Annotated in this window: 11 protein-coding genes and 1 pseudogene; 8 read left to right on the forward strand and 4 right to left on the reverse strand. The window is 67.2% G+C overall.

All coding sequences use genetic code 11. From position 1 onward, the window contains the following. Positions 1-125: 125 nt before the first annotated feature. Positions 126-223: pseudogene (locus tag CRP49_RS47145) on the reverse strand. A gap of 231 nt (positions 224-454) precedes the next feature. Beyond that, complete coding sequence (locus tag CRP49_RS36155; RefSeq protein ID WP_097257099.1) at positions 455-724, reverse strand: DUF3761 domain-containing protein; 270 nt, start codon at positions 722-724, stop codon at positions 455-457. 183 nt (positions 725-907) lie between these two features. Between CRP49_RS36155 and CRP49_RS49310 the strand changes: the two genes are divergently transcribed. Continuing rightward, positions 908-1,084 carry a nucleotidyltransferase domain-containing protein gene (locus CRP49_RS49310; RefSeq protein WP_373560414.1) on the forward strand — a complete coding sequence of 59 codons (177 nt, stop codon included), beginning with the start codon at positions 908-910 and terminating at the stop codon, positions 1,082-1,084. Positions 1,085-1,287: 203 nt separating this feature from the next. After that, on the forward strand, positions 1,288-1,965 hold the full coding sequence (locus CRP49_RS36160) for a hypothetical protein (RefSeq protein WP_097257100.1): 678 nt from the start codon (positions 1,288-1,290) through the stop codon (positions 1,963-1,965). Positions 1,966-2,083: 118 nt separating this feature from the next. On the opposite strand, the gene CRP49_RS36165 is transcribed toward CRP49_RS36160, so the two are convergent. Then, positions 2,084-2,833, reverse strand: a complete 750-nt coding sequence (locus tag CRP49_RS36165) for a transposase family protein (protein ID WP_097257101.1) — start codon at positions 2,831-2,833, stop codon at positions 2,084-2,086. 855 nt (positions 2,834-3,688) lie between these two features. Here CRP49_RS36165 and CRP49_RS36170 point away from each other — a divergent pair. Continuing rightward, complete coding sequence (locus CRP49_RS36170) at positions 3,689-7,258, forward strand: NACHT domain-containing protein (protein ID WP_179851863.1); 3,570 nt, start codon at positions 3,689-3,691, stop codon at positions 7,256-7,258. Between the two features lie 20 nt (positions 7,259-7,278). Here CRP49_RS36170 and CRP49_RS36175 read toward each other — a convergent pair whose 3' ends face one another. Continuing rightward, the gene (locus CRP49_RS36175) at positions 7,279-7,854 is read right to left on the reverse strand and encodes a hypothetical protein (protein ID WP_097257103.1); all 576 of its coding nucleotides are present in this window, start codon (positions 7,852-7,854) and stop codon (positions 7,279-7,281) included. A 114-nt stretch (positions 7,855-7,968) separates the two neighbouring features. On the opposite strand from CRP49_RS36175, the gene CRP49_RS36180 reads away from it, so the two are divergent. The 5 genes from CRP49_RS36180 to CRP49_RS36205 all read left to right on the forward strand — a co-directional run bounded on the left by CRP49_RS36180 (position 7,969) and on the right by CRP49_RS36205 (position 20,671). Continuing rightward, entirely contained in the window at positions 7,969-8,286 is a 318-nt protein-coding gene (locus CRP49_RS36180) for an ankyrin repeat domain-containing protein (RefSeq protein ID WP_097257104.1), read from the forward strand. 498 nt (positions 8,287-8,784) lie between these two features. Further along, entirely contained in the window at positions 8,785-12,378 is a 3,594-nt protein-coding gene (locus tag CRP49_RS36185; protein WP_257033634.1) for a LamG-like jellyroll fold domain-containing protein, read from the forward strand. Between the two features lie 144 nt (positions 12,379-12,522). Then, positions 12,523-19,089, forward strand: coding sequence for an RHS repeat-associated core domain-containing protein (locus CRP49_RS36190; protein WP_257033635.1), 6,567 nt, complete (start codon positions 12,523-12,525; stop codon positions 19,087-19,089). A 21-nt stretch (positions 19,090-19,110) separates the two neighbouring features. Beyond that, entirely contained in the window at positions 19,111-19,299 is a 189-nt protein-coding gene (locus CRP49_RS36195) for a hypothetical protein (protein WP_143670069.1), read from the forward strand. Between the two features lie 580 nt (positions 19,300-19,879). Next, complete coding sequence (locus CRP49_RS36205) at positions 19,880-20,671, forward strand: helicase associated domain-containing protein (protein ID WP_257033723.1); 792 nt, start codon at positions 19,880-19,882, stop codon at positions 20,669-20,671. Positions 20,672-20,673 lie beyond the last annotated feature (2 nt).

Consider the following 20,673-nt stretch of genomic DNA (forward strand, 5'->3'; position numbering starts at 1 on the left):
GCGCCTGTGCGGTAGGCCGCCACCGCACTCATTGCGTCGTTGACCGCTTGAGCGTAGGGCCCGCCACTTGTGAGAAGCCGTGGATGCCGATCGGCAAAGCTTGAGGCGTGCGTCCGGAGACGTTCTGGCGGAGAGGGCAGGATTCGAACCTGCGTGGGCCTTGTGGGGCCCGACCTTGAGGCGTGCTCGCTGGTCCCCGATCAACCACTCCGGGCACCTCTCCCTGTTCCCGGCCTCGGGGTGTCCCGCGCCGTTCACGTGAACAACTTTGGCAGGGGCTTCTGACAGCGGCCTGATGTGCCTCTGATGCGGTCCGCTCGGGATGATGCCGTGTCGCCCCGCCGGCCGGGCTGTCTGGCTGCACGTCCAGGATGCCCCCGGGTATCGGGCTGGCAGTGAACCCGGGCAGGTCGCCTTCTCTGGGAACAGAGGAGGCGACCTGCGTTGAGGCGGTCTACTTGAACCAGTACCTCACGCCGTGGTGGTGCGAGCAGGTGCCCTGCGAGTGCCGCGAGTACGACAGGGAAGCGTCCTTGCACTTCGCCGTCTCGTACTTGTCCTTCGGCCTTTGATGGTGCGTCCAGCCGCACACCCCGGTGGTGTGGTGGACGCAGTGGTGTGCCGTGTTGGTGGACGGCAGTGTCGCCGCCGAAGCAGTGGGTGCGCTGAAGAAGACACCGGCCAGGGCAACAGCAACGACCGAGGCAGCAAGACGTGCGCGCAAAGGAATCCCCCTTGATGTGGAGCGAGTGCAGCGGGATCTTATAGCCGTTTGAACTACTTACTGGCCGGTATGGGGCGATCCTAGGGAAGTGCCTGCCCAAGGAGACGCCTCGGCTCCGGCGTGACCCCTGCTGATGGCGCCTTGGCCGCATCGAACGAGGCCGGTGTGGAGCGCGAGTTGTACATGGTGCAGTCCAGGTCCTCGCGGAGCCTTCGGCCAGAGCGTGGAGCGGTGGGAGGCTGGGGGATCGATGCTCCAGTCGGCGAGCAGACCCGAGACCATCGCGACCTGGACGAACGCACGTCGCCCGAACGACGTCGAAACTCATCGATGTTGATCACACGGGCACCTCCTCGATGACTTCCGTAGCCATCGGCAAACGACCCCCGAATGCGCACAGCGATCGCCTCCAGCCGCAGGAGACGGCCCTCGCAGGACACCTCGTCGGATCGGCTCTCCACACCCGACGCGCACCCGCGCCTTCGCGCCCGACCCTGCGCGGTAGGACGGTACTTGAGTGGGGGAGTATATGCCCGGGTGTCACGCCTTCGTGAGGGGTTGCCATGGGTTCCATCCGCCGCGCCGTGCCGTCGGTGCTGCTCTCCTGCCTGCTGCTGGCGGGCTGTTCGTCCGGTTCGCTCTCCGACTCGGAGGGATCCGGGAAGAACGGGAGCCCAGCGGCCGGGCCGTCGGGTGCCGTCACGCCCACGGGTTCTGCGGGGCAGGAAATCGCGGTGGGTGCCGGGCCGCAGACGACGTACACGGTGCAGCAGCAGCCGGCGGCGGGCAGTTGCCACTACCGGTACGAGAACGGGGAGCCGCTGGAGGACACCAAGTGCACGCCGGGTGCGATCTCCCCGGCTGTCACCCAGGCGAATCTGAAGTCGACGATCTGCCGCAAGGGCGGCTACACCGGGGACATCCGGCCGCCGGAGTCGGTCACCCGCAAGGAGAAGATGCTGAACGCCGCCTCCTACGGCTACACCGGACGCCTCGGGGACGCGGAGTACGACCACCTGATCAGCCTTCAGCTCGGAGGCGATCCCAACGACTACCGCAACCTGTGGGTGGAGCCCGCGGACCCCGGCCACAAGCCGGGAGCGGGTGTGAACAACAAGAAGGACCCGGTGGAGACGAAGCTCCACACCGCGGTCTGCAACGGAAAGGTCCCCCTGGCCGCCGCTCAGCACGCCATTGTCACCGACTGGACCACCGCGCTCAGCAGCCTCGGTCTCGGCTGAGCCCACGAGCTTCGGTCACGTCGCCGTGTCTACCCGGGCCCCGGCTCTGGTTCACCATCGTCACGGGAACAACTGCCGGCGCCCACGTGCGCCACATCGGGCAAGTTACTGAGCGTTTTCAGCGTTGCCTCTCCAAGGTGAGGACGGCTTTGGTGATGACGGTCATGCGGTTGGGGCTGATGCGCGATCTGCGGAAGATCTGCCAGGACTTCAGCCGTGCCATGCCGCGTTCGACCGGTGCCCGTGCCTGGGCGAGGGTCCGGTTGACGGTGCGCTGGGTGAGGGTGAGTTCACCACCCGGTGGGTGTTTGAGGCCGGTGGTGACCCAGGGGCCGGCGCCGGTGTAGGCGCGGTCGGCGAGGATGGGGACGCCCTGGCGTTCGCAGATCCGGATGATGCGGTAGGTCCGGGCTGCGGTCAGGTCGTGGGTGCGGCCCGGCAGTGCGGGCGAGATCCACAGCACCTCTCCGGCGGGGGCGGTGACGACCTGGACGTTCACTCCGTGCCCGCGATTCTTGGCGGAGTAGTCGGCCCGGCTGTCGCCGACGCGGTCGCACTCGGAGAGGGTCCCGTCCAGCAGGACGAACTCCGGATCGTGCTCGCGCAGCGTCTTGAGCAGGCCAGGGGCCCGTTCGGCGAGCAGGCCGGTCACGGTGGTGACGTAGGCGTGGGCGGTGCCGACGGATATCCCGAAGCCGGCCGCGATCCGGGCGAGGGTGTCGTGGCGGCGCAGGTACACCAGAGCGACGAGCGCGCGCTGGTGCGGCGGGAGTTTGCACCGCCGGTCACCCTCACGGGTGACGATGAGCATGGTGACGCACTCGACCAGGGTGTGCGGCAGGTCGAGTGCGGCAGGATAGGGAACCAACAGGGCTCCAGCGCCGGTGGGTTGAGACGTCGAACACCTCCCCCAACGGCACGGGGGCCTTGTGCGTTGCGGTCTTCACCTCGGCCTCACCGGCGTCACCCGATCAGTGGCCACGCCGAAAAAGCCCTTTGAGGGAGCGTCAGCTGCAGCGCTGAGAAGTCGTCCCGGTGGCCACGAGGACGGTCCAGGACCGGCCTCGTGGCCACCTCGGCGTGCGGAGGTCATACCATCAACCGCCCTCGTGGCCAGTGTCGGCCTCAGTAACCGGCCGAGCGGCTTGTCGCCGCGGAGCGCTCCGACGACGCGTCCCCGCCGTTCATCCGGGCGGCGAACGGCCCGCAGCGGCGGACATGAGGCCGCGCCGCACGCGCTCTCGGCCGGCCGGCCGCAGGGATGTACCGGGACCCACGGCCACTTGTGGATCTCCCCTCACGCCATGCGGCGCTCCGCAGCGCCTCATCGTCCGGGACCGGCGCGCCGCTCACGCCGCCGGTTCCGCCTGAGCATCAGGGGCCGCCGTAGCAGGATGCCGAGGACGTCGCGTGCCGCCCGGCGACGGGCCGGAGTGGGCGCGAGTACCGCGACGAGGGCGCTGACGGTGATGGTTGCGCTGTAGAGCAGTGCAGCACCCCCCGCAGACAACGCACCGTCATGCAATGCCGACAAATGGACCATGAAAGTGCCCCCTTTGGAGTAAGTTGACTTGCCATGGCACGGTTCCACCCCCAACCGCCGTCGCGCGACGCACGGCCCTCCGGTCAAGGTGCGTCTTCGCAGCCCGAGGACGGTGCAGAAAGTGTCACGGGATCGTCCGGCGACACGGGTGACCACCGGACGCGCGACGACGACCCGGCTGTGACGTTCGGGGAGAAGCTGCAGGAGCTGGTGAGCTCCAGGGGGCTGACGCTCGGTCAGGCCGCGCAGCGAGGCAGACAACGAGGGCTGCAGATCACCAAACAGCAGCTGAGCCGGTGGCAGCGGGGTGAGAACATCCCCGAGTGGCCACCAGTACAGCAGCTTCTGTCCGTGGTCCTGCTGCCGAACGGGAAACTCGACAAGGATGCGGAGCGACGGTGGTACGACCTGTGGCACGCGGCTCGCGAGTACCGCCAAGCCAACAGGCGCAGACCGCACACGCCCGGCACACGTGCCCGGACGTCGTCCGCGAGGCGGGCCGGCACCTCACCGGCGGCATCGCGCCGGCCTCGAACGGGAGCCCGGCCGCCCGCCTACTGGGCGACCGTGCGGGACATCCGGCGTCGTACACCTCAGCTCAAGGGCCGTGACCAGGAGCTGTCCGTGCTCACGGACGGTACGGGCGGCTACACCTGGGTCGTCGGTGAGCCCTACGCCGGCAAGACGGCGTTGCTGGCGGCGGTGGCGACGGAACTGCACGAGGCCGGGGACACCGACGTCGTGTGCTACTTCATGTCACACCGCGAGGCCAACGCGGACGGTGAACGACTGCTGTCCGCGGTGGTCCCGCAACTGGCCGCGCTCCTCGACGAACCGCCACCGGTGGCGGACTCGATCAATCTGCAGGCCCTCTGGGAACGTGCCTGCGACCGCGCCGAGTCGACCGGGCGCACACTGCTGCTGATCGTCGACGGGCTCGACGAGGAGCGGCCTTATCCAGGGCGGCGCTTACCGGCGTACGGCCTGCTGCCGTCCCGGGTGAGCGGCCGTGTCGCCGTACTGCTCAGTACCCGTCCCGGTTTCGACATGTCCGAACTGCCCCTCGGTCATCCGATCCAGGACCACCGGCGCATCGACCTGCCGACGCTCGAGGAACCACGCCGGGCCGCTGTGCTCGCGCGCCGCGAGATGGACACACTGCTCGACTCCGCGGACGACGAAGCGGTCGACATCCTCGCACTGCTCGCGGCGGCCGGCGGACCGATCGGGTCCGACGACCTCCTCCAGATCCAGCAGACACCCGCTGAGCCGCACCGGCGCCGCCGGCTGCGCCGCATCCTGCGCGGCGACCTGGCGCACAGCCTGGAACGTGTCGGCCCTCCGGACGCAGTGCGTTATCAGTTCCGGCACTTGTCGCTGCTCGAGCATGCGCAGAAGCACCCTGATCTCGGGGCACTGGAGGTGAGGCAGCGGATCCACGCGTGGGCTCGCGGCTGGAGCGAGACGCGGTGGGACCCCGCACGCACCCCGGCGTACCTGCTGGACACCTATCCCGCCACGCTGGTGGAGGAGCCCGGACTGCTGTACGAGCTCACACAGGACGTCAACTGGCTGGTCACCGCGCTTCCGGTGGCCGGCGTGGACACGGTGATCGCGTTCCTGCGGCGGGTGGACGGCGCTGGTCTCACCGATGCCGACCGGACCGCCCACGAGGCGCTGGTGGGCGCCCTGTCGGGCCAGGCTTCGCAGCTGAGGGGGGCAGGGCCACAACAGCGTCTGTTCGTGGCCCGGCAGTTGATGTTCCGGGCGCTGGAGGACAGCGCGGGCCGCCTGGCCGGAAAGCTCCACACGTATCTGACCGACGGGCCCGGACCTCACCTCTACCCGTTCCGGACGACGCGGCACAGGGAGCCCGCGCTCCTGGCCCGCAGTGGCCGGCTGGACGGGGTCAGGACCATGGCCGCGCTCCCCGACGGGAGGGTGGTGGCCGGTCTGGGAGAACGGCTCGTGGTGTGGAACCCGGCCGAACCGTCGGCTGCCACCGAGTTGTCCCGCCACACGACCCACGTATCGGCAGTCGACGTGCTGCCCGATGGCCGGGTCGCCGCCATCGAATGGGACGGCCGCGGAATCTGGGTGCACGACCTGGCAGAACCCGACGGCAAACCGATTGAGCTCGGCCGGGCGGCCGGTACGCCGCTGCCTCACAAGCTGGGTCCCGACCCCGCCACCGCTCTGGCCCGGCTGCGCGAGTTGCGCAACGCCATCACAGTGCACTGGATGGCGGCGCTGTCGGACGGCTGCATCGTGACAGACGCGGGAGGCAGCGACGGCCGCTTGGTCCGATGGGATCCCCACCGGCCGGGTGCGGACCCGATCGAGGTCGGCCGGCATGACGCTCCGGTACGAGCCCTGGTGGCGCTGCCGGACGGTCGCCTGGCCACCGTGACCGGTGAGAAGAAGCTCAGCCGGGTGAGTGAGAAGGACGAGAGCCGGGTGTGGATGTGGGACTCCGGCATGCGACCTGGGCCACCGATGGAGCTCGGGCGGCATTGGGCAGCGGTCACGGCAGTCGCCGCCCTTGCGGACGGCCGGGTCGTCACCGGGCACCGGACCGGGCACATCCTGTTGTGGGATTCGACGGCTCCGTCGTCCGGTCCCGTCGAGATCGGCACGCACCCCGACTCGGTCTCCGCGATCGCGGTCCTCGACGACGGCCGGCTGCTCACCGCAGGCGAGTGGGGCGGCTGGCTGCTGGTGTGGAGCCCCGATGAACCCGGCGTGTCGAGGCGGTGCCTGGGCCGGCAACCCGGCGGAGTGTCGGCCATGACCGTGCTGGGGCGCCAGGTCGTCAGCGGCAACAGCGAGATCATGGTATGGGACTCCGACGAGAGGTATCTGACGCACCGGCGGGTTCCAGTGATGACCGACCCGACGAGAAACCTGTTCTCCAACCCGGACCACGGCTACCTGACCCGCCGCGAGCCACCCGGAGACGTGCACGTGAGGGAGCTCGGGCACTACTCGTTCGGCAGCAACACCGTTGCTCAGTTGACACGGGGCTTCGTGGCCACGGCCGGCGTCGGAGGATGGGCCTGGTCCCCGACCGGCGACGAATCGGGCGAGGAGTTCGTGTTCTGCACCGGACCGATCAGTTTCATCGGACTCGCGGCGGTCTTCCCGGACGGACGGTACGTTCGCTGCGACAAGGACGGACACCTCACACTCCTTGATCCGAACGATTCGGCACGCAAGCCGATCCCCATCGGGCGGCGAGGTACCGTTGCGACGGCCATGGCCGCGCTGCCGGACGGACGCGTGGTCACAGCTTCAGAGTCCAGGAGCAAATTCCGCAGCCGCATCCTGGTCTGGCACCCGGATGCCCCGGACCCCGTGGATCTCGGCGAGCAGCCGACTGCCACCGCGATCGCCGTGCTCCCGGACGGTCGGGTGGCGACCGGCGCCCTCCTGGACGACCGGATCCGGCTGTGGGACCCGAACGACGCCGGCCGTGGTTCCCGGGAACTCGGACGGCATGACACCACCTACCATGTGTCAGCTCTGGCCGTCCTCGCGGACGGCGGTCTCGTGTCCGCAAGCCGGAACGTCGTTCAACTGTGGGATCCGTCCACCGGTGAGGTGCGGGCGAGGATCAACTGTCCGGTGGAAAGCCTGGCAACGGCAGCCGTGGGCGAGGACGCGAGTGTCATCGCGATCGCCCATCCCGGCTCGGACTGGTCGTTGTGGTTCCACGGCGAGGGATACCTGCTGATCAAGGAAAACAAGTGACCGAGCCGAGTGCCGCGGATTCAGGCAGGTCCGAGGCGCTCCAGTTCTCCCAGCCGACGGCAGATCCAGTCGGTGTCGCGTTCGGACAGCGCACCGAAGCGCGCGCGGGTGCGCGAGCGGCAGTAGGTACTGCCTGATACGCGGACCTCGGCGCACGGCCAGTACAACCTTGCCCCGCGCGCCGGCGCGCTGCGCCTGCCAGGCTTCCCTGTGCTTAAGCGAGTGACGCTGTCGGGCTTCGATAGGTGAGGGAACCTTGTTAGCCGTTGAACTGGCTTCAGCGTCCTGCGGACGTCTTGGGCGGCCTCGTGTGCGCGGCGGAGCTGATCGGTGAGGTTTGTGGCGGTGGTGGCGGCCTCGCCGATGACGCGGGCCACGGCGGTGGCGTCTTCCCGGTCGCGGGTCATCCGATCCACCGCGACGGAGGTCTTAAGCAGGATCTGGGGCAGGTGCTCGACGAGCTCACGAAGGTCACGCAGGAGGCGGGCCGCGCTGCGCGGGCTGTCGTACTCGGCCCTGCCGCAGTCGGGGTCCCGGGTGATCTCACGCAGGGTCTTCGCGGGGTCTCGTGACAGGAGGCTGGGGTCGTTCGGCACCGGCTGATTCCTCCTGATTACGGTGGGCAGAACCCCTAACAGCTCATCTCAATTGGCGATCAGAGACGGCGGAATGCGCTGGCCGGACAGGTGTGGCAACGGTTGAATGCCGCCGTGGAGAACACCTGGACCCCGGCCCATCAAGCGGTGGAGAACGAGGACGCAGAGACGTTGGCTCAGTTGTTGGCCAAGGGCGTCGACCCCGATGAGGTGTGCGACAACATGACGCTCCTGACGCACGCCATTGACGCCGAGGGCGATGGTGCCTTGCAGAGTGGCAGACCGCTGACTGTGCATACCACCGCAGTGCTCCTGGCCTTCGGCGCTGACCCGCAACTCTCAGGGGCTGAGGGGCAAACGCCCATGGACCTCGCCGTTCACTACGGGCATGACCTGGCAGTCAAGCTGTTGCAGCGGCACATCAGCGAGTGAGGCGGCGCAGGCAGATGAGGGTGCAGGCGATGCTCGTGAAGGCGAGGAAATGTTCAGCCTCGCGTTCGGGGCCGGGGGGCTGCATGGCTTGATCGTGCTGTTGGTGACGTCCTGTCTGCGTGTTGCGGGTGTTTCCGTCCTGCTGGTCCGGGCTGTGTGATGTTTTCTGTGATTGCCCTGCTTTACGTTCGTGAGCGTGGTGGCTGGATTTATTCGTGCAGGTCAGGGTGACATCGGGTCAAGTTGTGTGATCGGCCTCACAGTTAATTGACTGCTGTCGGTAACCGGATCTTTACTTTGCATGACCTTTACAAGATTCATATGCGGGGGGATTCGGTGAAGCCTGAGGGGGCTCGTGTGACGCCGGCGAGGAGGGCACGAAGAGCGCGCGCCTGCCTTTGGGGAGGTGTCGCGGCTGCACTTGTGCTGTCTGTGTTGCCTGGGTTGCCGACTGTTGCTGCTCTTCCGCTGTCGACCGCTGCTGGGGATTCCGGGGCGGTGGGTGAGGCGACCGCGTCGGCGAGGGCGCAGGCGTTGGGTGAGCCGGTGGAGGTGACGGCGGACCGGACCGAGTACTCCACGACCATGGCGAATCCGGACGGTTCGTTCACGCTGACGCAGTCCACGACACCCCAGCGGGTGAAGGAAGACGACGGTGGCTGGGGTGCGGTTGATCCGGTGCTGGAGCGCCGTGCGGATGGCCGGCTTGCTCCCAAGGGTGCTGTGGTGGACCTGTCGTTCTCCGGCGGCGGTTCGGGTTCGGACATGATCCGTCTGGGCAAGGACGGGCGGTCGGTCACCCTGGGCTGGGCCGGGAGTCTGCCGGACCCGACTCTCGATGGTGCAACGGCGACTTATGCGAACGTGTTTGACGGTGTGGACCTGCAGCTGACGGCCACGGCCGAGAGCTACCGGGAAGTCTTGGTCGTCAAGACACCCGAGGCGGCGCAGAATCCCGCCCTGGAGCAGGTCAGGCTCGCCGCATCCGGGGATGGTCTGTCCGTGGTGCCGGGCGCTGGTGGGGGTTTGCGGGCCATCGACGAGGACGGCAACGCTGTCTTCCGTGGTCCGGCAGGCCAGATGTGGGACTCCGCCGGTGACAGCGAGTCAGGCCCGCAGACGCAACTGATGCACGCCGACACCCCTGTGTCCGCGGACGGTCAGGCACAGGACGATCCGTCGCAGCCGGGGGAGGGCGATACCACCGCGGTGCTGCCGGTCAAGGTCGATGACGGCGCGGTCGCCGTGCACCCCGACCTGGGCCTGCTGCGCGGCAAGGACACCGTCTACCCCGTCTACATCGACCCCTCCGTGGGGCTGGGTGTCTCGGAGCGCACGAAGCTGTCCTCCGACGGCGACAAGTTCTGGATGTTCGACGGTGACAAGGGCGTCGGCAAGTGCGGCACGGCCGACGGCTATTACTGCGGCGGTGGCTACGTCGACCGCATGTACTTCGAGTTCGCCCCGACCAAGCTGGCCGGCAAATATGTGCTGGATGCGACCTTCCGGGCCCATGAGACGTGGTCGTTCAACTGCGACCCCCACTGGGTGGACCTGGTACGCACCGACAACATCTCGGAGGGCACCCGGTGGCCGGGGCCCAAGCAGCTGGACCTGATGGGCGACAAGTACGTTGCGGCGGGCCGCGGCACCCTGTGCAGCCCCGACCAGCCTGATGCCTGGGTCGAGTTCAACGACAACCCCGGCGAGTCGGACGAGAACCTGAAGAGCACCGTCCGCTCCTTCGCGGACGGCAAGATCAGCCGACTCACTTTGATGCTGCGCGCCAAGGACGAGAGCGACCCCCGTGCCTGGAAGCGGTTCGACGACAACGCCGAACTCAAGGTGAACTTCGCCTACAAGCCGGGCGTGCCCACGAATGTCGGAGTCATTGGGGTCGAGAGTGGTGGCACGGCCGACTGCAGCAAATCCTCGTCGGACCCGCTCGTGTCGACGATCAAGACTCCGACGGTCCAGGCCAAGGTGCAGACGCAGGTCCAGCCACGCAAGGGCGAACCCGCAGCCGAGCTGCAGGCCGAGTTCGTCGTTGAGCGTGGCGACGACTCGCCTTGGCATCAAGTGTGGACCGGCTATCGGCCCGACAAGGGCTGGGCTCCAGACGGGAGACTGGAGACGATGGACACCAGCGAACGCGCCGATGGCGGCTTGTACCGTTACAAGGCTCGTACACAGTCGCACTGGTCTTACGACGGCAAAAGCGGCGATCTGTGGTCGTCCTACAGCCCCTGGTGCTACTTCAAGATCGATTCGTCGGCGCCGAAGCCACCCCGCATCACCCCCGGTTCTCCGTACACGCAGTGCACAGCGAACCTCTGCGACGGCAAGGGCGGCCCGGGCGTACCAGGAGCGTTCACATTCCAGCCCAACACCGCCGACATCGACGCAGCCGGGCACACCGACATCACCGCGTACGAATACAAGCTGCTGTCCACGCCCGCTAAGACGGTCACGGGCAGCCTCAAAGCCGACGCGAAAGACGTGACACCACGGCTGTCGGGAACCCAAGTCCTGTCGGTGCGAGCCAAGGACGTCTACAAACGGTGGGGCGCGTACGCCGATTTCGTCTTCAAGGTAGCTCCGGCCCCCGGCGCCGTCGGGCGCTGGCACTTCGACGACGCAGCTCCCGGCTCCGGAACGACGCTGGCCAAGGACAGCGCGACGGAAGGCACCCGGCACGACGCCACACTGCAGACAGGTGCGGGATGGTCCACCCTTGGCCGCCGCGGTGAGGCCGACTACTCGTTGTGGCTCAACGACGGCTCGGACGACACCCAGCGCTCGGGCTATGCCGCCACTGCCACGCCGGCGGTGAACACCAAGGACTCCTTCACCGTCTCGACCTGGGCGTACCTGACGGACACTTCGCAAAACCGCGTGGTGCTCGCAGCGCCCGGCACGCACGGGTCGGCGTTCACACTGTACTACTCCGCGTCCTACAAGAAGTGGGTCTTCAACCGCACCGCCGGGGACGTCGAAGACAGCCCGGTGTATCTGCGGTCGATCGCCGACACAGGCCCCCCACCGCTGAAGGTGTGGACACACCTGGCGGCCGTGTTCGACACCAAGAATGATGCCGACAAGACGAACGACACGATCCAGCTGTTCATCAACGGCCACCCACAGGGCAAACCCGTCGTGCTGAACGACCAGTCCACCGCCTACCAGCCCTGGACGTCGACGGCCGGTCTGCAGTTCGGCCGCTCCCTGGTCGGCGGCGTCTGGGGCGAGAACTTCCGTGGCCGCATCGACGAGACCACCGTGTGGCAGTACGCGCTCACACCCGAGGAGATCGCCGAAGACGCGCAGCTCGAACAGGACGGCGTAGCAGCCAACGAGCTCGTCGCGTACTGGGACGCCACTGCGGCCAAGGGCAGCGAGATCCCGGAGGGCACTGCCTACCCAGTGCCGTCGATGAAGCTGGCGCCCAGCGGGACCACCGTGAACGAGGACGACAACGCCCTGTTCCTGGACGGCACCGGCCAGTACGCCGCCTCCACGGGACCGGTGGTCGACGAGACCGGATCGTTCACCGTCTCCGCCCGCACCCGTCTGGATGCACAGGCACTGAAGGCGAAACCGGTCGGCTACAAGGCCCAGGTAGCAGCACAGCGCATGGGCGGCGAATCCTCCTGGGCACTGTGGGTGACCAAGCCCGCCGAGGACACCTACCAGTGGAAGTTCACCCGCACCGCGGTGGACGAGGCCGGCAAGGTGACCCAGAACGCGGAAGTACCCGCAGCAGACGTGGCCGACACCGACTCATGGGTGCAGATCACCGGGGTGTTCGACGCCCAGGAATCCTGGGAGCAGACCGACCCCTCCGACGCCACCAAGACCGAGACCCGCTACGGCAAGCTCCACCTCTACGTCGGTGAAATCGACCAACCGGCCGACGATGCAGCCACCTTCAGCACGCCGCAGCAGGGCAGCGGAGAACTGAGCCTGGGACGAGGCACCACCGCTGGCACCACGGGCAACTACCTGCCAGGTGGCCTGCAGGACTTGAGGATCTGGACCGGAGCCATGAACGCCGACCAAGTGCGCGCCCAGGTGCTCGACATCTCTGAGTAGGCGCCACGACGGGCGGCCCGCTCACCGAGCGGGCCGCCCGGACGGCCGTCCCCGCGTCCGCCTGCTTCGATGCTCCGCACTTTCTGTTCCCAACGGCACACGCCCGGCCGGCATACCCCCGGGCGCCTCGTAGGAAGACCCACCATGAATCCCTTTGGCATACCCCGACCTCCAGCAGGTCGCGGGCCTGGGCCCAGAAAACGCTGGTCGCGGCGTATTGCCGCGGCAACCGGCCTGACACTGCTGCCAGGTCTGCTGACTCCCGTTGCTTTCGCCGCGGACACCGACCCGCTGGGGCGTCCGCACCTCGAGGCCCCACACGCCACCAAGGTCAGGCCGTTCACCGCCAAGGTGAACAAGATGGCCGCGGCTGAGGTGAGGAAGGCTGCCGAGGCCGACCGGGTGGCAGCCGCGCGAGCCCGCCACGACCAGCAGCGCCAGGTGACCTGGCCGAAGGCCGGCAAAACGTTGCTGAGCCTCCCCACCAAGGGAAGCCGCAAGGCCAAGCCCGGCTCGCTGCCCGTCACAGTCACCGCACCCGGCAAGGGCAGGGTGGCTGATTCCGTTGCCGTAGAGGTCCTCGACCAGAAGACGGCCGCACGGCTCGGCGTCAAGGGCGTGGTCCTCAAGCTCACTGGGCCAGACGCCGGGGGCAGGGCCCGGCTCGGCATTGACTACTCGGCCTTCGCCTCCGCATACGGCGGTGACTGGGCCGGTCGCCTTCAACTGATGCGCCTGCCCGACTGCGCACTGAAGGCCCCGTCGGCCGCGAAGTGCCGCAAGCGTAGCGAGCTGGACTCGGTCAACTACCGCGAGAAGGACAGCATCGCGGCACCTGTGAGCTTCGCCTCCGGTGGGCAGACGATGATGCTGGCCCTGGCCGCGGGGACCACGTCCGGAGCCGGCACCTACAAGGCGACGCCGCTGTCCTCCTCCTCCACCTGGGAGGCCGGGGGCTCGTCCGGATCGTTCACCTGGTCGTACCCGCTGCGGGTGCCGCCCGCGGCGGCAGGGCCCAAGCCGGACCTGGCGATCTCCTACGACTCCGGGGCCGTTGACGGTCAGACGGCGAACTCGAACAACCAGGGCAGCCAGGTCGGCACGGGCTTCGATCTGACCTCGTCCTACATCGAGCGCAAGTACGGCTCCTGCGACGACGACGGCCAGGACGGCAAGTACGACCTGTGCTGGAAGTACGAGAACGCCTCGCTCGTGCTGAACGGCAAGGCCACCGAGCTGGTCATGGACGACACCACAGGCGTGTGGCGGCTCAAGGACGACGACGCCTCCACCGTCACCCACTCCACCGGTGCCGACAACGGCGACGAAGGCACCACCGGCATCGACGGTCAGGGCGAATACTGGACCGTTGTCACGGGTGATGGCAAGAAGTACGTCTTCGGCCTTAACAAGCTCGACGGCGCCGGTGACAGCGACCGCACCAACTCGGTGTGGACCGTGCCCGTCTTCGGTGACGACCCCGTCGAGCCCGGCTTCACCGGCGGCGACTCGTTCGCCGACCGGGCGAAGATGCAGGCCTGGCGATGGAACCTTGACTATGTCGAGGACACCCACGGCAATGCCATGTCGTACTGGTACACCGCTGAGCACAACAACTACGACAAGCTCGGCGACGACAACACCGGTACCGACTACGTCCGCGGCGGCTATCTGAAGGAGATCCGCTACGGCCAGCGCGCCGGCGCCCTCTTCTCCGGCTCTCCGGCCGCCTCGGACAAGATGGTCTTCGACTACGACGAACGTTGCCTGGCGTCCGGCACCGGCTGTGACTCACTGACGAAGGACACGCGGGACAACTGGCCGGACGTTCCGTTCGACGCGATCTGCAAGGACGGCGACAAGTGCACCGGCAACGTCGGCCCGTCGTTCTTCACCCGCAAGCGGCTGACGACGATCACCACCTACGCGTGGAACGCGGCGGCCGCCACGCCCGGATTCGACCCCGTTGATGTCTGGTCGCTGAAGCAGCTGTACCTCGACCCGGGTGACACGGGTGACTCCACGGACCAGTCGCTGTGGCTGGACGAGATCAAGCACACCGGCAAGCGGGGAGCCGACCTGTCCCTGGACCCGGTCAAGTTCAGCCATGTGATGCTGCCCAACCGCGTGGACGGCACTGACAACATCCTGCCGCTGGACAAGCCCCGCCTGAAGACCGTCACGTCCGAGACCGGCGCTCAGACGATCGTCACGTACCTGGACGCCGACTGCACCGCAGCCGGCACCAAGCCGAAGGTGGACGAGAACACCAAACGCTGCTACCCGGTGTACTGGTCGCCGAACGGCGAGAAGGAGCCGATCCTCGACTGGTTCCAGAAGTATCCGGTCTACGCGGTGTCCACCAACGACCCGTTCGGCGGCTCGGAAGAGGTACAGCACAGCTACCAGTACACAGGCGGTGGCGCCTGGCACTACGACGAGAACCCGCTGACCCCGGCCAAGGAGCGCACCTGGTCCATCTGGCGCGGCTACCAGCAGGTCACCCACATCACCGGCGTCTCCGGACACACACAGAGCAAGGAGGTCACCTTCTACCTGCGCGGCATGAACGGCGACCGCGTACTCGGCACGGACGGCAAGACCCCCGACCCCGACAAGCGCAAGAGCGTCGAGATCACCGGCATCAAAGCCGACAAGATCACCGACTCGGAGCAGTACGCGGGCTTCACCCGCGAGTCGGTGACGTACAACGGCGACACCGAAGTCGGCGCAACCGTCAACGACCCCTGGTCGAAGAAGACGGCAACGCAGCACAAGTCGTACGCGGACACCGAGGCGTACTACGTGCGCACCGCCGCCACCCACACCGGCACCAACATCACCAGCAAGCTCACACCGTACGACCGCGTGCACACGGTGAAGACGACCTACGACGAGTACGGCATGGCCCAGACCGTCGAGGACGAGGGCGACGACTCGATCACCGGCGACGAGAAATGCACGCGCACCTGGTACGCCCGCAACACCAGCAAGGGCATCAACTCCCTCGTCTCCCGCACCCGCACGGTCGCAGCAACCTGCGCGACCACCGACGGCTCGCTCGACCTGCCGGCCGACTCCAAGCGCGCCGGCGACGTCATCTCCGACACCGCCACCGTCTACGACAACACCGCGGCTACCACGTGGTCGGCCTCGCAGACTCCGACCAAGGGCGAGGCCAACTGGGCCGGCCGGGCCAAGGGATACGGCAGCGACGACGCCCCGGCCTGGCAGAAGGTGTCCACGACCACGTACGACACCCTCGGGCGCCCGCGGATCGTCAAGGACATCAACGGTGCGACGATCTCCGACACCACCTATGTCCCCGTTGCCGCAGGACCGCTGACATCGACTGCGGTGGCCGACGTCAAGACCTACACGACCACTACGGCTCTCGACTTCGCGACCGGCGCGACGCTCAAGGTCACCGACCCCAACAGCAAGGCCACCGAGAGCGAGTACGACAGCCTCGGCCGCATCACCAAGCTGTGGCTGCCCAACCGCAACAAGGTGCTGGGCAAGACCCCGAACTACGTCTACGCCTATCACGTCACCAATGCGGACATGTCCTGGGTCTCCACGGGGACCCTCAAGAACGACGGCTCCGGCTACAACACCTCCTACGAGTTCTACGACTCCCTGCTCCGCTTGCGCCAGACCCAGGCGCCCACGCCGCAGGGCGGCCGGCTCCTCTCCCTGACCCTCTACGACGCACGCGGCCTCGCGGTCAGCCAGCAGGGCGACATCTGGGACAGCACGTCATTGCCCAGCGCGAAGGCCGCGGAGATCTCCGGAGGCCAGGCACCGATCCAGACCGACACCACCTACGACGGGGCAGGCCGTGCCACCAAGGCGGTGACCAAGGTCCACGGCGTCACCCGCTGGACCACCGAGACCACCTACACCGGCGACACAGTCGCCGCCACCGCCCCAGCCGGCGGCCAGGCGACCGCCGTCGTCACCAACGCGCTGGGCCAGACGACCCAGCGACGCGAATACTCCGGCCCCACACCCACCGGCACGAACTACACCACGACCGACTACACCTACACCCCTGCCGGTCAGCAGGAGACGGTCACCGGACCCGACCAGACCAAGTGGTCGTACACCTATGACCTCTTCGGCCGGCAGGTCACGGCGACCGACCCCGACAAGGGCAAGACCAGCAGCGAGTACAACGACCTCGACCAGGTCGTCAGCACGATGCCGAACGATGATGCCTCGAAGAAACTGCTGTACGAGTACGACGAACTGGGCCGCAAGAAGGGCATGTGGCAGGCCGACAAGACCGACGCCAACAAGCTCGCCGCCTGGGGCTTCGACGCGGTGGCCAAGGGCCAGCAGGACACTGCCACTCGGTACGACGGCGGCGCCGTAAGCAGCGGCAAGGCCTACACCCAGAAGGTCACCGCCTTCGACGCGATGTACCACGTGACCGGCAGCCAGCTGATCCTGCCCGACACCGAAGACCTGGTCTCCGGACAGCACGTGAAGAACCTGCTGTCGTTCAGCACGGGCTACAACCTGGACGGCACGATCAGCCAGTACTCCGCACCGGCGGTGGGCGGCCTGGCCGCCGAAACCGTCTCCTACACCTCCGGAGCCCTGGGGCAACAGCTCACCGCGACGGGCACCACCGGCTACCTACAAGGCGCCGCATTCTCCCCGCAGGGCGACCTGCGCCAGCTCACCCTGGGCAAGGACGGGGCATCCTCGGCGAAGAAGGCCTACCTCAACTGGGACTACGAAGAAGGCACCCGGCGCCTGACCCGCTCCTTCGTCACCGATGACGTGCACGGCTACATGCCGCAGGAGCTGAAGTTCACCCAGGACGACGCAGGCAACGTCACCTCCATCTTCGACGCCACCACCCAGGGCGGCACGGCCAAGGCCGACTACCAGTGCTTCGCCTACGACGGCAACCGCCGCATGACCGAAGCCTGGACCCCGAAGACCGCGGACTGCGCGACCACCGGCCGCACGGTGGCCAACCTCGACGGGGCAGCCCCGTACTGGACCTCGTACGCCTACACGGACGCGGGCCAGCGCAAGACGGAGATCCAGCACACCACGTCGGGTGACAAGACCACGACGTACACCTACGACGACACAACAGACACCAAGCCGCACACCCTGGACAAGACGACCGGCGCCCGCACCGGCACCTACACCTACGACAAGAGCGGCAACACCATCACCCGCCCCGGCCCCACGGCCCAGCAGACGCTGGCCTGGAACGCCGAAGGCGACCTGTCCAAGCTCACCGAGAGCACGAAGGAGACGAGCTACCTCTACGACGCCAACGGTGAACTGCTGATCCGCCGGGCCAAGGGAGACGGCGACACAATCCTCTACCTGGGCGCCGGCACGGAACTCCGCCTGACGACCAAGGGCACCACGAAGACCGCGTCCGGCACCCGCTACTACACGGCGAACGGTCAGACGATCGCGGTCCGCACGGCAACGTCCGGAGTCTCCAACACAAAACTCAGCTTCCTGGCCGCCGACCACCACGGCACCTCCAGCATCGCCCTGGACGCCACCACCTACGCGGTCACCAAGCGCTACAGCACCCCGTTCGGCGCCCCACGGGGCACCAAGCCGACGTCCTGGCCCGACGACAAGACGTTCCTGGGCAAGCCGACCGACGACACGACCATCCTGACCCACGTGGGGGCCCGCGAATACGACCCCACCATCGGCCAGTTCATCAACGTCGACCCCCTCCTGGAACTCGACAAGCACCAGACCCTCAACGGCTACAGCTACGGGGCCCAGAATCCCACCACTCAGTCCGACCCGTCGGGCAAGGGACTCGCCTGCGGCGGAGCCGGAGGCCAGCAGGAAGGCTGCCCAACCCGCCCCGACGGCACGAAGGGCAACGGACGCCCCGGTGAAGGTGTCGACCCGAGCAAGCCGCGTCCATCGCACCCCTGCAACAGCAGCTGCGGCACGGCGCACGGCGGCAGTGGCAACTCCGGTGGCGGCGGCCCCCTTGGCTGGCTCGGTGATGTCGCCAGCACTGTGGTCGACGAGACAATAAACACCGGACTCTCTTACCTCCAAGGCTCTTACCAGCAGTACCTCACGGAAAAGGGTTGCGTCCTCCATGGCGACGGCTGCGACGACGTGGCCGGTTTTCTCCTTGCCAGCAACCCGGCCACCGCTGGGGATATGGGATTGACCTCCCGTGGTGCTGAAATATACGACGACTACGCAAACGGCGATAGTGCCCAAGGAACCGGAAAGCTACTCTTCGACCTGGCCTTGCTTTTGGGGACGCGGGGTGCAGGTGCTGAAGCCGAGAGCGAGGTCAATGCAATCAGAGCCTTGAAGGCGAAGGATAGGGACGCTGGCCCTGTGAGTCCTAATCCAATGAGGTGGTGGCGAGAGGACGGCAATGCGGCTGGTGGGAGAGTTTTTACTTCAAAAGCACCCATCGGGCAGAAAGACTTCGTCCATATCGTGGACGAGGCCCTTGAGCGTGGGGATGACATCCACATCCTCACCGGGACGCATGGTAGTGCGAGTGGTACCCTGACTCCGGAGTACCGCTTTTACACTGAAGATGTTGACCGTTTTGGGGACCTTCCAGGTGTCACGGTTCACAATATCCCGTCGATGTCGCCGGAGGAGATTAGCGGAGTTCTGCAAAGCCCCGGGACCATTATCGGAGCTTTCTGTCATAGCGCGAGTTGCCTCAATCCTTAAAGGTAAGCCACGGGAGACATGATGAACGCGGAGCTGGGGGAGTCGAAGCGCGAGTACGTCGGCTTCATTCGGATCGCTGGCCAACCGGAAATTCAATTGCGGCTGATGGCTTCGTCGTCGAGCGAAGCCCGGGCAATCGTCATCGAGCAGTACGGCGAGGGGCACGTGATCTCGGTATGGAATGAAGAAGACGCCAGGCGTCCCAGGTAGACTCACCTCGAATTCTTCGAGATTCTCTCGATGGCGCGACTGAACGGCTCTGGGTTACAGCAAGGCCAGTGTGGCGTACGTCCCGTGTGGTCAGTCGGGCGAGCTCCTTCCTGCCTAGCCCGGGGATGAGGCTGGAGGGGTGTGCCGAACGCTTCGAAGGCCATGTCTAAAACTGGCGATCATCGTTGACACCTGGGTCTCCAGTCACTACGGAGATCCGCATGCCGAAGTCCGCTCCCTCCACCCCGCCGCTTGACCGTGAGGCCAAGCGGCGGGGTGGAGGAGGACGACGGCCGTGTGCATGCTGATGAAGGGCGGCTCCGGCGGCGGGGGACAGGCGCACTCACGTGCGCTCCAGCGGTTGTCGGCGATGATGTCCTCCGCCCATACGTCGCGGTCGGACCGGCACCCCACGGCTGATTTCTGCGCTGCGACCCGCCCGAAAAGGATCTCGAAGAGGTCCGTGGGGTGCCCGGCGGCGGGCGACTTACAAGGGGTCGTCTTCGTGTTCTGACGCCAGTTCGGAAGCACCCTCTCACTTCGGGTACTGGCCCCCAAGAGCGCCGAATGGCGCCGCGGACTGAAAGCCGCCCGCCGCTACCACCACACCCACCACCACCTCGACGTCCCCCAGACCTACGAAGACACCACCGGCTACCCCCTGGGCCGCTGGCTCACCTGGCAGCGCCACCTCCACACCACCGGCGCCCTCGATGCGGCACGCGCTCAGGCCCTCGAACGCCTCGGCATCATCTGGCGCCCCCGCCAGCAGGCCTTCGACCGCGGCCTTGCCCATGCCGCTGCCTACGCCGCCCGCCACGGCCACCTTGCTGTCCCCGTCGAGACCGTCCATGACGACTTCGCCCTGGGCCGCTGGCTGGCCACCCAGCGCACCCGCGCCGGCCAGCTGACCGCCGAACGCGCTGCGGCCCTCACTGCCCTGGACCGGTGGTGGAACCCGCCCTGGCCGATCACCTGGCAACGCGCCTACAACGACACCCGGCGTGGCCTGACGGATGCCAAGACAGCTCCCGAGGCGGGGGAGTGGCTGAAGGCCCAGCGTGCACACGCCCCCGCCCTACACTCCGAGCAGCAACGCCTCCTGGCCGCCCTCGGACTCGACCTGCACCCGGAATCTGCTCCCACCCCGTCACAGCACCAACTGCCCGCACGTGAACGTGCCTTTCAACGAGGACTGGCGGCCGCACGGTCCTTCCTCGAGCGGGAGGGCCACCTCGACGTCCCCCAACGGCACATCGAAGACGTTGAGGGTGACCTTGTGCGCCTGGGCCAGTGGCTGACCAACCTGCGCCGCCGCAAGGCAGCGCTGAGCCCCCAGCGACGCCAGGCCCTCGCCCAACTCGGCCTGTAGAC

It is taken from the genome of Streptomyces sp. Ag109_G2-15, from assembly GCF_900215565.1.
Lineage (GTDB): Bacteria > Actinomycetota > Actinomycetes > Streptomycetales > Streptomycetaceae > Streptomyces > Streptomyces diastatochromogenes.

Coding starts and splice junctions, on each gene's coding strand:
- CRP49_RS49310 (WP_373560414.1), top strand. CDS start 908: ATGGTGCAGTCCAGGTCCTCGCGGAGCCTTCGGCCAGAGCGTGGAGCG.
- CRP49_RS36160 (WP_097257100.1), top strand. CDS start 1,288: ATGGGTTCCATCCGCCGCGCCGTGCCGTCGGTGCTGCTCTCCTGCCTG.
- CRP49_RS36190 (WP_257033635.1), top strand. CDS start 12,523: ATGAATCCCTTTGGCATACCCCGACCTCCAGCAGGTCGCGGGCCTGGG.
- CRP49_RS36195 (WP_143670069.1), top strand. CDS start 19,111: ATGAACGCGGAGCTGGGGGAGTCGAAGCGCGAGTACGTCGGCTTCATT.